This is a genomic window from Streptomyces sp. SYP-A7185 (assembly GCF_046103685.1).
Lineage (GTDB): Bacteria > Actinomycetota > Actinomycetes > Streptomycetales > Streptomycetaceae > Streptomyces.
On the sequence record NZ_CP122310.1, the window covers coordinates 707,722 to 721,702 of the forward strand.

General features: G+C 72.2%; 11 protein-coding genes. 1 reads left to right on the forward strand and 10 read right to left on the reverse strand.

Going from position 1 to position 13,981, the window contains the following annotated elements:
• Window positions 1-10 precede the first annotated feature (10 nt).
• Window positions 11-1,384, forward strand: a complete 1,374-nt coding sequence (locus QBL25_RS02980) for a glutamate-1-semialdehyde 2,1-aminomutase (protein WP_409062530.1) — start codon at window positions 11-13, stop codon at window positions 1,382-1,384.
• Window positions 1,385-1,468: 84 nt separating this feature from the next.
• Here the strand turns inward: QBL25_RS02980 and QBL25_RS02985 are convergent, their stop codons facing one another.
• From QBL25_RS02985 to QBL25_RS03030, 10 genes are all read right to left on the reverse strand, one after another.
• Window positions 1,469-2,152 carry a phosphatase PAP2 family protein gene (locus QBL25_RS02985; RefSeq protein WP_409055377.1) on the reverse strand — a complete coding sequence of 228 codons (684 nt, stop codon included), beginning with the start codon at window positions 2,150-2,152 and terminating at the stop codon, window positions 1,469-1,471.
• Window positions 2,153-2,369: 217 nt separating this feature from the next.
• A complete protein-coding gene (locus QBL25_RS02990; protein ID WP_409062531.1) occupies window positions 2,370-3,164 on the reverse strand; it encodes a class I SAM-dependent methyltransferase in 795 nt (264 codons plus the stop codon).
• Window positions 3,165-3,227: 63 nt separating this feature from the next.
• Window positions 3,228-3,776 carry a GNAT family N-acetyltransferase gene (locus QBL25_RS02995; RefSeq protein ID WP_409055378.1) on the reverse strand — a complete coding sequence of 183 codons (549 nt, stop codon included), beginning with the start codon at window positions 3,774-3,776 and terminating at the stop codon, window positions 3,228-3,230.
• A 36-nt stretch (window positions 3,777-3,812) separates the two neighbouring features.
• The gene (locus QBL25_RS03000; protein WP_409055379.1) at window positions 3,813-4,640 is read right to left on the reverse strand and encodes a DsbA family protein; all 828 of its coding nucleotides are present in this window, start codon (window positions 4,638-4,640) and stop codon (window positions 3,813-3,815) included.
• Window positions 4,630-6,057 (reverse strand): protoporphyrinogen oxidase, encoded by a 1,428-nt coding sequence (hemG, locus tag QBL25_RS03005; RefSeq protein ID WP_409055380.1) that lies wholly within the window; start codon window positions 6,055-6,057, stop codon window positions 4,630-4,632. Before hemG ends, QBL25_RS03000 begins: the two co-directional genes overlap by 11 nt.
• A complete protein-coding gene (locus QBL25_RS03010) occupies window positions 6,045-7,259 on the reverse strand; it encodes a TIGR04053 family radical SAM/SPASM domain-containing protein (protein ID WP_409055381.1) in 1,215 nt (404 codons plus the stop codon). The genes hemG and QBL25_RS03010 overlap by 13 nt, the downstream gene beginning before the upstream one ends.
• Window positions 7,256-7,984 (reverse strand): respiratory nitrate reductase subunit gamma, encoded by a 729-nt coding sequence (gene narI, locus QBL25_RS03015; RefSeq protein WP_409055382.1) that lies wholly within the window; start codon window positions 7,982-7,984, stop codon window positions 7,256-7,258. The genes QBL25_RS03010 and narI overlap by 4 nt, the downstream gene beginning before the upstream one ends.
• Window positions 7,984-8,619 carry a nitrate reductase molybdenum cofactor assembly chaperone gene (gene narJ / locus QBL25_RS03020; protein WP_409055383.1) on the reverse strand — a complete coding sequence of 212 codons (636 nt, stop codon included), beginning with the start codon at window positions 8,617-8,619 and terminating at the stop codon, window positions 7,984-7,986. Before narJ ends, narI begins: the two co-directional genes overlap by 1 nt.
• On the reverse strand, window positions 8,616-10,136 hold the full coding sequence (narH, locus tag QBL25_RS03025; RefSeq protein ID WP_409055384.1) for a nitrate reductase subunit beta: 1,521 nt from the start codon (window positions 10,134-10,136) through the stop codon (window positions 8,616-8,618). Before narH ends, narJ begins: the two co-directional genes overlap by 4 nt.
• Window position 10,137: 1 nt before the next feature.
• Entirely contained in the window at window positions 10,138-13,800 is a 3,663-nt protein-coding gene (locus tag QBL25_RS03030) for a nitrate reductase subunit alpha (RefSeq protein ID WP_409055385.1), read from the reverse strand.
• Window positions 13,801-13,981 lie beyond the last annotated feature (181 nt).

Genomic DNA, 13,981 nt, shown 5'->3' on the forward strand with positions numbered 1-13,981 from the left:
CGGCGTGGACATCGCACACACCCAGTACCGGGCAAGCACCGACAGCACTGACACCGCCGACAGCGCCGAAGGGTTCGCCCTCCCGCGGTCGCGCGCGGCCAACGAACGCCTGCACGCCATGGTCCCCGGAGGCGCGCACACGTACGCCAAGGGTGACGACCAGTACCCCGAGCACCTGGCCCCGGTCATCAGCCACGGCCGCGGTGCCCATGTGTGGGACGTCGACGGCAACCGCTACATCGAGTACGGATCCGGCCTGCGGTCGGTGAGTCTGGGCCACGCCCATCCACGCGTGATCGAGGCGGTGCGGCGGGAACTCGACCGCGGCAGCAATTTCGTGCGGCCGTCCGTCATGGAGGTCGAGGCAGCCGAACGCTTCCTGGCCACGGTGCCGACCGCCGACATGGTGAAGTTCGCCAAGAACGGCTCCGACGCCACCACGGCCGCGGTGCGCCTGGCCCGCGCCGCCACCGGGCGCCCGCGGGTGGCCCTCTGCGGCGACCATCCGTTCTTCTCCGTCGACGACTGGTTCATCGGCACCACGCCGATGCCCGCCGGTATCCCGGCGGCGACCAACGAGCTGACCGTGGCGTTTCCCTACGGGGACCTGGCCGCCACGGAGAAGCTGCTGGCCCGGTACCCCGACGAGATCGCCTGCCTGATCCTGGAACCCGCCACCCACACCGAGCCCCCGCCCCGGTACCTCTCCGGCCTGCGCGAGCTGGCCGACCGGCACGGCTGCGTCCTGATCTTCGACGAGATGATCACCGGCTTCCGCTGGTCCGAGGCGGGCGCCCAGAGCCTGTACGGCGTCGTCCCCGACCTGTCCACGTTCGGCAAGGCGCTGGGCAACGGATTCGCCGTCTCCGCGCTGGCCGGGCGCCGCGAGCTGATGGAACGGGGCGGACTGCGCCACTCCGACGAGCGGGTGTTCCTGCTGTCCACCACGCACGGCGCGGAGACCCACTGCCTGGCGGCGGCCATGGCCGTGCAGGCCACCTACGTCGAGGACGGCGTCACCGCGCAACTGCACGCTCTCGGCGAGCGGTTGGCCGCAGGGGTCCGCTCCGCCGCGGCCGGCATGGGCGTCGGCGACAACATCGTCGTCCGGGGCCGGCCCAGCAACCTGGTGTTCGCCACCCTCGACCAGAACGGCCAGCCCTCGCAGCAGTACCGCACCCTGTTCCTGCGCCAGCTCCTCGCGGGCGGGGTGCTGGCCCCCTCGTTCGTGGTGAGCAGCGCGCTCAGCGACGGCGACATCGACCACACCGTCGAGGTGGTGGCCCAGGCTTGCGCGGTCTACCGGAAGGCCCTGGACGCCGGTGATCCCACGCCCTGGCTGGGCGGGCGACCGGTGAAGCCCGTGTTCCGTCCCTTGGCGTGACGCGGGGCGGTACGAGATGCGGGGGCGCTACGAGAGACGGGGCGCTTCGGCCTGACGGCCTGACGCGGTGGGACGGACACGGCGTCAGGGACGCCGGCGCCGGGCGGCGTCGGCCGTCCGGTCCTCCAGCCGTTCGGCGGTCAGGTCGACCAGCCACGCGGTCGCCGGGACCACCGCCAGTGCGGTGCACCAGCCGCCGAGCACGTCGGTCGGGTAGTGCGCGCCCAGGGCGACCTGGGCCCAGCCCATGGCGGCACCGACGACCAGCGCCGCGGCCAGCACGAGGAGCATGCCGGCCGCCCGCCCCAGACCGAGCCGGCCCGCCGCGAGCAGCGCCGCCATGAAGGCGAGCGCGGTGAGGAAGGCGGCGTGCCCGCTCGGATAGGACAGGTTGTCCGGACCGTGGATGGTGCGTCCCGCAACGGACTTGACGAGGGTCGCGATCCCCACGGTGACGACCACCCCGGCGACCACGAAGACCGCCGCGCGAGGGCGGCGCAGCAGCAGGCAGCCCGCTACGGCCACCAGGACAAGCACCGCCGCTCCGGCGGGCTCCCCCAGGAAGTCGATGGCCAGAGCGACGTTCCGCCACGGCGGCCGGACACTGTCGTCCGTCGGCCGGACGAACCACCTGTCCACCGTGCCGGACTCGCTGTGGCCGGCGTACATGACGCCGAGCACGACGACCACCAGCATGGCAGCGGCCCCGAGCAGCCCGAGCCACGGACGTAAGGCGGGGGGCGACACCGCCGGCGACCGGCCGGTCATCCGCGCCCGCCGGTGGACCCGCGGCGATCAGCCCCGCAGAGCGGCCCGTCGACGAGAACGCCCTCGCGCACGCGGTGGTCAGGGCCGCCGTGCGGCTTCGCTCCGGCCAGGCGATCCAACGCGAGCCCCCCGTCGTGTCCGACCACCCCGCGGTGTCCGGCCTTCCCCTCCAGCGACCATGGCCGCCCGGCGGTCACCCGCCGGCGGCCTTCTCACCCTAACCAACATCCGCACCCGGGAAACCGCCGTCGGTTCGGCGTGCCGTATAGACCGTCGCCGTCATCGAAGCCGTCACCGGACCCTGGCCCAGACGGTCCGTCATCTCCCGCGCGACGAGCGCCTGGACGGCCTTCGCGTCCTCGCGGGCCGCCACCATCGCGCCCACCGGCGTACCGGTGAGGAATCCGGCGGCGACCGATGCGGCCGACTCCGCGACGCCCTCCAGCGTCACCTCCTCGGCCGACTCCAAGGTCAGCCCCGCGGCCTCGACGTCCGCGGCCACGGCGGCCGGATCGCTGTAGCCGTGCGGCACGTCGGGCAGGAAGGAGGGCGCCCCGGCGGGGATGGCGCGCTCCAGGGCGGCCTGGAACGCCGCACCGAACCCGTGGGAGGCCACCGGCCCCCAACTGCTGAACAGGAACCGCCCCCGCGAGGTGAGGACCCGGCCCGCCTCCGCGTAGGCGCCGGGCCTGTCGGGGAAGAACATGACGCCGAACTGGCACAGGACGAGGTCGAAGGCGCCGTCGTCGAACGGCAGCTCCTGGGCGTCCGCCTGTCGCCAGGCCGCGCGCGGCTGCCGCTGTGCCCCGCACGTGACCATCGCTTCGTTGAGGTCGGTGGCCACCACCGCGGCATCGGGCACCTCGGCGAGCAGGGCCGAGGTCAACACGCCGGTGCCGGCGGCGAGTTCCAACACGGTACGGGGCCGCAGCGCGGCCGCTCTGGCCGCCAGATCGACGGCGAAGGGCCGGAAGAACACCGGCACCAGATGACGCTCGTACGCCTGGGGCATGGACCGCGTCCACCGCCGGTTCGCATCGTCTTCGCTCACCCCGCAGACGCTACTGCGCCGCCCTCAGACCTCGGGCAGTGACGGGTCCGGTGTCCAGGGCTCGGGTGCCGCGATGGACCAGCGTTCGTGGTCGCGCCAGGCTCCGTCGATGTAGAGGTAGGCGGGTGAAAGCCCCTCGTACCGGAAGCCCAGGCGCTCGACCAGGGCCAGGGACGCCTTGTTCCCCGGCTGAATGGCGGCTTCGAGCCGGTGCAGCCGCAGCTCGGTGAAGGCGTACTGAAGGGTCGCGGTGAGTCCCTCGGTCATGTACCCGTGTCCCGCGGACGGGGCGAAGGCCGCGTAGCCGATCGATGCTCCCTGGTAGCGGCCCCGGGTGATCGAGTTGATGTTGACCATGCCGGCGGCCGCTCCGGTGTCCCGGACGCAGACCAGGAAGCCCTGGTTGGTGCCGTCGTCGAAGCGGCGCATCCAGTCCGTGAACTCCGCCGCGTTCGCGGGCAGTTGCATCCATGGCCTGTGCAGCTCGGAGCTGGCCCGCACGAGCGCACAGAACTCGTCCTGGTCGGCGAGGGTGAGCGGGTGCAGGGCAACTCGCGACGGCGTCTTCGGCATGGGCCAACAGTAGAAGCCCGTGCGGGGCCGGATGATCTACGCTCCGTCCGCCGCCGCAGCGATCTGGCGGGTGAAGTCCTTGGGGCTGACCGCCTTGCCGTCCGCGTCGATGACGGTGAGTTTCTTGTCGTCGGCCTTCACGGTCGGCGTGCCGGTGACGTCGCTGTCGTAGAAGGCGTCGGCGACCTTGTCGGCCCAGGGCGCGTAGGTCTTCTCCTTCACCGCCTTGTTGAAGGCCGGCGTACGCAGCCCGGGGACCTTGCCGGCCAGTTCGAGCAGGTGGGCGGTGCTGGCGAAGGCGTCGTCGGTCTCTTTCGCGGGCTGGTGGGAGAAGAGCACGTCGTGGAAGGCCGTGAACTTCTCCGGGCTCTGGTCCAGGGCCGCGCCGAGCGCGGCGAGCGCGGTCGTGGAGCCGTGGCCGCCGAGGCTCTTGTCGAGGAAGGCGGCCAGGTGGAACTCGATCCTGACCGTGCCGGACTCGGCCATCTTCTTGAGGGTCGGGCCGAGCTTCCGCTCGAATTCTCCGCAGTACGGGCAGCGCGGATCCTCGTACACCTCGAGGGTGGTCTTCGCGTCGCCGGGGCCATAGGCGATCAGCGTCCCGTCGGTGCCCTGGGAGTGGGCGGGGATCTTCAGCGGGCGGTGCGCCGTCTCCTCCGCCGAGCTGGTGCCGGTGGCGGTCCCGGTGGCGATGCCGAGGCCGGCCGCGAAGGCGACGGCCAGGGCGGCGCAGCCACCGATGAGGGCCCGTTTGCGCACGCGTGCGCGCTTGAGTCCGCTCTCCCGCTCGGAGCGCGGCCGCTCCGACGCCGATCCCCTCGTCGCGCGACTCCCGCCCCGCTCACCACGCCTCTCATCGCTCATCGTCGGCTTCCCCTCCGGCGAACGGCTCGGTCCCGGGCACCGTGCGGCGCGCCGCGGCCAGGCCACTGCTGATGCAGGACGCGACCCCGACGCCCTGGTAGGTCGCACCGCACACGTCGAGTCCGGGCAGCGCGGCCAGTTCGTCCCTGACCAGGTCCATGCGTGCCCCGTGGCCCACGTGGTACTGCGGCAGCCCCCGCTCCCAGCGGGTGACGCGGCGTGCCAGGGGCTCCCCCAGGGGGCCCAGGGCCGCCGTGAGCTCCGTCAGGGCGGCGGCGGCCAGCGTGCCGTCCGGGGATGTGAGCGGCGATGCGGCTCCGGCCCGCCCCAGCGAGGCGCGGACGACGAAGACGTCGGGGGTGTCCTGCGCGTACCAGGGCCATTTCGCCGACAGGAAGGTGGCGCCCTTGACGAGGCGTCCGTCCACGGGCGGGACGAGGAATCCGTTGCGTCCGGCGACGGCTTCCCGGGCCGGACCGTCGGCGGGGAACGCGAGGGTGACCACCGCGGAGCTCGCGTGCTCGACCTGCGCGAGGGCCGCGGCGGCGCCCGGCGCGTGCGGGGCCAGCAGCCGGGCGGCGGCGTCGGAGCGCACGGCGAGGATGACGGCGTCGCCGTCGAGGGCGAGCGGCCCGTCGTCGGTGTCGGCGTGCACGCGCCAGGCACCGCCGCCCTCGGCGCGCCGGGACAGGGCGCGGGCGCTCGTGCCGGTCAGGACCGTGGCGCCGGAGGACTTGGCCACCGCTCGCGCCAGGCGTTCCATGCCGCCGCGCACGCCGCGTACCGGTGCGGTGCGTGGCGTGCCCGCGCGGGCCGTCTCGCGGCGCCGCAGGGCGGTCATGAGGGGTTCGCCGGACGCGGTGATGCCGCTGAGGAAGGGCAGTGCCGAGGCGAGCGACAGGCGGTAGGCGTCGCCGCCGTAGATGCCGCCGAGCACCGGAGCCACGAGACGGTCCACCGCCTCCCGGCCGATGAGGGGCTCCAGATAGCCGCCGACGGTCACGTCCGTGGTCGGCGGGAGCGGCTCCAGGTCTTCGCCCAGGTGCAGGCGGCGCAGGCCCTCCTCGGACAGCAGGCCGGTGGGCGCGAGGAGTTCGGGCCGGGACGGGATGCCCATCAGGTGTCCCGGCGGCATGGGCCGCAGGCCGTCGCGCGTCCAGATGGTGACGGGCGCTTCGGCGGGCTCGCACAGCGCGTCGCCCAGGCCGACGGCCTCCGCGAGGCGGGCGGCGTCGGGCCCCAGCGTGACCATGGACTCCGCGCCCAGGTCCGCCTCGACACCCGCGACCCGGCCGGTGCGGATCTTGCCGCCCACCCGGGGCGCGCCGTCGAGCACGGTGACGCGTGCCGTGTCGCGCAGGGCCCACGCGGCGGCGAGTCCGCTGATGCCCGCGCCGATGACGGTTACCGATCGCATGAGGATCCACTTCGCAAGGAGGCCGGTGCGAGCACGGCCCGCAGTTCGGCCTGGTGGGGGAAGGTGCCCGGCTGGTAGGCGCAGGAAGGGTCGGCGGCGAACATGTCGCCGGTGACCGCGTGGGCGCGGGAGCGTGAGCCGCCGCACACCCGGCTGAACTCGCAGTGCGCGCATTTCCCGCGCAGCCGGCCGGGATCGCGCAGGGAGGTGAACAGCTCGGAGGTGCGGTAGAGGTCGGGCAGGGGGGTGTGCTTGACGTTGCCCGCGGAGACGGGCAGGAAGCCGCTCGGGTGCACCTCGCCGGTGTGCGACACGAAGACGAAGCCGCGTGCCGACGACACGTCCATGGGCGGCCGGCGCCGGGCCCTGAGCTGCCCGTCGAACAACCCCACCTCGTGTGCGCGCCGGGTGAGTTCGGCGTGCAGGGCTCCGAGTTCGGGGCGGGTGCCGCGTTCGGCGTGGATCGCGCGCTGCACGGCCACGCGCCGGAAGTGGTGCCCTTCCGTGGTCTTGGTGGCGATCACCGCGCCGCAGTCGTGCAGGAAGTGCAGCGCGTCCTCGACCTCCTGCGGTGTCGGGGCGTCCAGTTGGGCGCCCCGTCCGGTGGGCACCAGGAGGAAGCCGGACCAGAGCATGGCCCCCTCGCGGCGTACCAGGGCGGCGATGTCCGCGAGGTCGGGCAGGCTGCGGCGGGTGAGGGTGGTGTTGATCTGCACCTTGAGGCCCAGGTCGCGGGCCGTGCGCCAGCCGTCGAGGGTCCAGGCGAAGACGCCGTCGACCCCGCGGAAGGCGTCGTGCCGCTCGGCGGTCGATCCGTCCAGGGACAGCGACAGGGCCACCGCGCCCGCCTCGCGGACCGCCGTCAAGTTGGCGCGGTTCAGCGTGGGCGTCCCGGACGGCGACACGGCGATACGCAGGCCGAGCGACGTGCCGTAGGCGATCAGGTCGTTCAGGTCGCGGCGCTGGAAGGGATCGCCACCGGTGATCACGAACAGCGGTGCGGGCCGCCCGAACCGCGCGGTCTGGCGCATGAGGTCGCGCGCCTCCTCGCCGTTCAGCTCGTGCGGATCGCGCTCGGGTCGCGCGGTGGCGCGGCAGTGCAGGCAGGCGAGCGGGCAGGCCCGGGTGCATTCCCAGATCACGATGAAGGGGCGTTCCGCGACGGCGTGGCGCGGGCTGCGAACGGTCCGGTCCGTCTTCACCGCACACGCTCCCAGCCCCGCCGGGGCGCGCGCGCGGCGGGTTGGCGGCCCGGGTCCCGGCGCCGGTAGACGACGAACGGCCGGAAGAGGTAGCGCACCGGCGCGCTGAACATGTGGACCAGGCGGGAGTAGGGGATGAGGGTGATGAGCGCGAAGCCGAAGAGGATGTGCAGCTTGAAGGCCAGGGGTGTGCCCGTCATCAGGGCGTAGTCCGGCTGGAGCGTGAACAGCGAGCGGAACCAGACCGAGATCCCTTCGCGGTAGTTGTAGTCGCCGCTCATCCCGGCGGAGTTGAGGAGCGTCGCGGTGAGCCCCAGGAGCATCGCGCCGATCAGCACGGTGTACATGAGGTGGTCGCTGCGCAGGGTCGCCCTGCGCACGCCGGGCACGGTGCAGCGGCGGTACACCAGGATGGCGATGCCGGTCACCGCCGCGATGCCCGCCAGGGCGCCGGTCGAGACGGCGACCAGGTGGTAGGTGTGGTCGTTCACGCCGACGGCGTCGGTCCAGCTCTGCGGGATCAGCAGGCCCACCACGTGGCCGATCACCACGAACGCCATGCCGAAGTGGAACAGCGGGGAACCGATGCGCAGCAGCCGTGACTCGTGCAGCTGGGAGGAGTGGGTCGTCAGGCCGAAGCGGTCGTGGCGGGACCTCCACACCAGGCCCGAGACGAGCAGGACGAGGACGACGTAGGGCAGGACGCCCCACAGCAGCAGGTCCATTACGCCGGTGTCCTTTCGGGCAGGGTCGGCCAGGGCAGTTCGATGCCGGGGCCGAGGGGTTCGAGGCCGACGCTCTCGCGCGGCGGTCCCTGGCGGGCCAGCGCCTTGGCCTCCTCGCGGGTGGCGGGCGAGGGGCCGGGCAGGGTGGCGCAGACGGCCTGGAGGAGGTGGGCGTAGGGGGTGGCGTGCTCGGTGAGCGCGAGGCGCAGGAGTTCGAGCCCGGCGCGGTGCTCTTGGAGCAGGTCGGTGCCGGCCTGTGGTTCCAGTGCCGCGAACTCCAGCATCACGGGCAGGTAGTCGGGCAGCTCCTCGCTCCCGAACTCCAGGCCGTGCTCGCGGTAGACGCTCTTGACGCGGACGAGGGACAGGCCGCGGTTGCGGGTGTCGCCGTCGGTCCACCAGGTCAGGTAGGGGCAGCGGCGGTTGCGGGTGTCGAAGACGGCGGTGTGGTGCGCCGCCAGATCCAGGGGGCGTTCCCGGTCCACGTGGGCCAAGAACGCCGTCAGGTGGCCGTCCGGTCCGCCGTCCAGCCCATCGGACACCTCCCGGAGCAGCGGCAGCTGCTGGTACAGGCGCTCGTCCGGGTGGACCAGCAGGCGCGCGGCCACGAGCCGCACGGCGGCGTCCGGTGTCATGCGGGCCTCCGGAAGGTGGGCAGGTTGAGCAGGACGGGTTCGGCGGGCACCGACCCCACCGGGCAGGCGGCGTCCAGCGGATGGGAGTCGGCCAGGGCGTCGGCGTCGGCGCGGGCCGCGCCGGGGATGACGTAGCGGTCCTCGTACTTGGCGATGGCCAGGAGCCGGAACATGTCCTCGAGCTCTTGGCCGGTCAGCCGTACGGACGCGGCGACCGCCGGGTCCGGCTCCTCGCCGAGGTTGCGGCTGCGCATGTGGGCCCGCATGGCGGCCATCCGGCGCAGCACGGCGTCCACGGGGTAGGTGTCGCCCGCGGTGAGCAGTTCCGCCAGGTACTCGACGGGGATGCGCAGGCTGTCGATGGCGCCGAAGAGATTGCCCGCGTTCTCGCCGTCGTGGCCGCTGGCGGCGACCGCCTCCACCACCGGGGACAGCGGCGGGACGTACCAGACCATCGGCATGGTGCGGTATTCGGGGCGCAGCGGGAGCGCGACCTGGTAGGTGCGGATCAGGTCGAACACCGGGGAGCGGCGCGCGGCGTCCAGCCACTCGTCGCTGATGCCGCCGGCCCGGGCCGCCTCGATCACCACGGGGTCGCGCGGGTCCAGGAAGCACTCCAGCTGGGCGGGGTAGAGGTCGTGTTCGTCCTCGACGGCCGCCGCCCGGGTCACCTTGTCGGCGTCGTAGAGCATCACGCCGAGGTAGCGCATGCGCCCGACGCAGGTCTCGGAGCAGATGGTCGGCATGCCGATCTCGATGCGCGGGAAGCAGAACGTGCACTTCTCGGCCTTGCCGGTGGAGTGGTTGAAGTAGACCTTCTTGTACGGGCAGGAGCTGACGCACATCCGCCAGCCCCGGCAGTCGTCCTGGTCCACGAGCACGATGCCGTCCTCGGCGCGCTTGTACATGGCGCCCGAGGGGCAGGCCGACACGCAGGCCGGGTTGAGGCAGTGTTCGCAGATCCGCGGCAGGTAGAACATGAAGCTCTGCTCGAACTCGAAGCGGATGCGCTCGCCGACCTCCTCCCGGATGCGCTCGACGATGGGGTCCTTGGAGCCGTGCTCGGGGGCGCCGCCGAGGTTGTCGTCCCAGTTGGGGCCCCACTGGATCGTGTCGATGGGCTCGCCGGTGGTCTGCGAGAAGGGGCGGGCGACCGGCATGTCGTCGCCCGCGGGCGCCTCGGTGAGGTTCTTGTACTCATACGTCCACGGCTCGTAGTAGTCGTCGACGGTCGGCAGGTCGGGGTTGGCGAAGAGCGTGCCGAGCCGCTTGGCCCGGCCGCCGGCCCGCAGGCGCAGCCGGCCCGAGCGGGTGCGCTCCCAGCCGCCCTTCCAGCGGTCCTGGTCCTGCCAGCGGCGCGGATAGCCCTGGCCGGGAAGGGTCTCGACGTTGTTGAACCACACGTACTCGGTGCCGCGCCGGTTCGTCCACGCCTGCTTGCAGGTGACGGAACAGGTGTGGCAGCCGATGCACTTGTCGAGGTTCATCACCATCGCCACTTGTGCCATGACACGCATGTCAGTACTCCACCTTCTGCGACCGGCGGCGGATGACCGTGACCTCGTCACGTTGGTTGCCGGTGGGGCCCAGGTAGTTGAAGGCCCACGTCAACTGGGCGTAGCCGCCCACGAGATGGGTGGGCTTGAGCATGATCCGGGTGAGCGAGTTGTGGATGCCGCCGCGCTTGCCGTTCTTCTGCGTCTTGGGGACGCCGACCGTGCGTTCCTGGGCGTGGTTCATGTAGACGGTGCCGGGCGGCATCTTGTGCGAGACGATCGCGCGGGCGGTGACCACGCCGTTGCGGTTGACGGCTTCCACCCACTCGTTGTCGCGGACGCCGATGGCGTCCGCGTCCTGCGGCGACATCCACACGGTCTGGCCGCCGCGGCCGAGCGTCATCATGTAGAGGTTGTCCTGGTACTGGGAGTGGATGGCCCACTTGTTGTGCGGGGTGAGGAACCGCACGGCGACCTCACGCTCCTCGCCCACGGTGCCCAGCTCCGGCTCGCCGTAGAGCCGGTGCATGTTCAGCGGCGGCTTGTAGACGGGCAGCGCCTCGCCGACCTCGTGCATCCAGTCGTGGTCGATGAAGAAGTGCTGACGGCCCGTCAAGGTGTGCCAGGGCTTGAGGTGTTCGGTGTTGACGGTGAAGGCGGTGTAGCGCCGGCCGCCGGACTCGCTGCCCGACCACTCCGGCGAGGTGATCACCGGGACGGGCGCGGCCTGGGTGTCGGCGAAGGTGACGCGCTTGCCCTCGTGTTCGGCGGCCAGGTGCGCCATCTCCTGGCCCGTGCGGGCCTCCAGGGTGTGGAAGCCCTGGGTGGCCAGGCGGCCGTTCGACGTGCCGGACAGGCGCAGGATCGCCTCGCAGGCCCGCTGGGCCGTGTCCAGGCGGGGCCGGCCGTCGGCCACTCCCCCGCGCACCTCGCCGTTCTTCCCGCGCAGGTAGGCGACTTCCTCGCCCACCTCGAAGGTGACCGCCTTCGTCGTCACGCCGAGGGTGTCGACGAGCGGGCCGAGCGCGGCGAACTTCTCGCCGATGGCGCCGTAGTCGCGCTCCACGACGGTCAGGTTGTACATCGTGCGGCCGGGGATCGGCTCGCACTCCCCCTTCGACCAGTCCAGGGCGACGCCGCCGGGCTGCGCCATCTCGCCGCCCGGGGTGTCGTGCTGGAGCGCGGTGGCCACCAGGTCCTTGCGCACGCCCAGGTGGTCGCCCGCCAGGTCGCTGAAGCGGCGGGCCAGTGCGTGGAAGATGTCGTAGTCGGAGCGGGCCTGCCAGGGCGGGTCGATGGCCGGGGTGAAGGCGTGCAGGAAGGGGTGCATGTCCGTCGACGAGAGGTCGTGCTTCTCGTACCAGGTGGCCGCGGGCAGGACCACGTCGGACAGGAGTGTCGTCGACGTCATGCGGAAGTCGAGCGAGAGCAGCAGATCGAGCTTGCCCTCGACGTCGTCCTGGCGCCACGTCACGTCGCGCGGGGTGCAGCGCGGCCCGTCCTCGGGCAGGTTGGAGTGCGTGCCAAGGAGGTGCTTGAGGAAGTACTCGTTGCCCTTGGAGCTGGAGCCGAGCAGATTGGCCCGCCACACGGTCATCACGCGCGGCCAGTTCTCCGGGGCGTCGGGGTCCTCGGTCGCGAACTTCAGCTTGCCGGACTTGAGTTGTTCCACGGTGTGCGCGACGGGGTCGTCGGCCTCGCCCAGGTCCAGGGAGTTGCGGTCGAACGTCGGATACGAGGGCATCCATCCCATGCGGGCCGAGGCCGCGAGGCAGTCCGCGCCGGTCATGCCGCGGAAGCGGCCGTCGCCCAGCGGTGAGGCCAGGGCCTCGGCGGGCAGCGTGTCGTAGCGCCACTGGTCGGTGTGGAGGTAGAACCAGCCCGCGCCGATCATCTGGCGCGGGGGCCGTGACCAGTCCGACGCCGCGGCCAAGGTGGCCCAGCCGGTGACCGGGCGGCACTTCTCCTGGCCGACGTAGTGGCCCCAGCCGCCGCCGTTGCGGCCCTGGCAGCCGGTCAGGGTCAGCAGGGCCAGGAACGCGCGGTAGATGGTCTCGGAGTGGAACCAGTGGTTGGTGCCCGCTCCCATCAGGATCATGCAGCGGCCCTGTGAGCGTTCGGCGGTGTCGGCGAACTCCCGTGCCACGCGCACCGCTTGGGCGGCCGGCACCGAGGTCATGGTCTCCTGCCAGCCCGGCGTGCCGGGGGTGTCCGCGTCCTCGTACGAGGAGGGCCACCGGCCGGGCAGCCCCGGGCGGCCGACCGCGTACTGCGCGAGCATCAGGTCGAACACGGTCGTCACGAGCGGTCCGTCCTGGCCGCCGACGCGCCGCACGGGCACCCCGCGGCGCTCGGTGCCGGGGGCGTCCTCCTCGAAGCGCGGCAGGGTCACCTCGGCGCTCTCGCAGCCGCTGGCGTACAGGCTCAGGCGGGGGACGACGTCGCCGAGGTCGAGGTTCCACCCGGGCTTGTCGCCGCTGCCCCAGCGGTGGCCCAGGGTCCCGTTGGGGACGGTCGGCTCGCCGGTCGCGTCGTCCAGCAGGACCGGCTTCCACCGGGCGTTCTCGACGTCCTGGCCCAGGTCGGCGGCGTTGAGGAACTTGTGCGGGACGAGCCCGGAGTCGGTCTCCTTGAGGGTGACCAGGAACGGCAGGTCGGTGAACTTGCCTATGTAGTCGGTGAAGAACGGCGTCTGCCGGTCGACGAAGAACTCCTTGAGGATGACGTGGCCCATCGCGAGGGCGAGCGCCCCGTCCGTGCCGGGGTGCGGGTGCATCCACTCGTCGGCGAACTTCGTGTTGTCGGCGTAGTCCGGGGAGACGGCGACGACCTTCTGGCCGCGGTAGCGGGCCTCGGTCATCCAGTGCGCGTCCGGGGTGCGGGTGACGGGGACGTTCGAGCCCCACATCATCAGATACGCCGCGTCCCACCAGTCCCCCGATTCGGGTACGTCGGTCTGGTCGCCGAACACCTGGGGCGAGGCGACCGGCAGGTCGGCGTACCAGTCGTAGAACGACAGCATGGGCGCGCCGATCAGCGAGTGGAACCGTGCGCCGGCCGCGTGCGAGGCCATCGACATCGCGGGGATCGGCGAGAACCCGGCGACCCGGTCGGGGCCGTGCGTCTTGATGGTGTGCACGTGGGCGGCGGCCACGATCTCCAGGGCCTCGTCCCACGTGGCGCGGACCAGACCGCCCTTGCCGCGCGCCTGCTGGTACCTGCGGCGCCGCTCGGGATCGCCCTGGATGTCGGCCCAGGCCAGCACCGGGTCCTTGAGGCGGGACTTCGCCTCCCGGTACATCTCGACGAGGGCGCCGCGCACGTACGGGTAGCGCACGCGGGTGGGCGAGTAGGTGTACCAGGAGAACGAGGCGCCGCGCGGGCAGCCGCGCGGCTCGTACTCCGGGCGGTCGGGGCCGACGCTCGGATAGTCGGTGGCCTGCGTCTCCCAGGTGATGATGCCGTCCTTGACGTACACCTTCCAGCGGCAGGAACCGGTGCAGTTCACGCCGTGCGTCGAGTGCACGATCTTGTCGTGGCTCCACCGGTCCCGGTAGAACGACTCCGCGTCCCGGCCCCCGGTGCGGGTCACCGTCCGCAGATCGTCGGAGACGGTATCCCGGCTGAAGAAACGGCCGGCCCTGATCAGGAGGTCGGCGGGGTCGCCGCCCTGCTTCTGCTGCACCCGGACTCCTCATGGACATCGACGGATCGGGCGCGCCGCGGCGCCCGATGTGGCGCGAGCACCGGTACGAAGATCGGTACGCGACGACACTATGTGCGTGCCCTGCGGTGATTTCACGGCATTGGTCCCATGAGGGCGGGACCAAGGCCCGTACTTCTCGCCCCCGCCGCACACCGCGGAT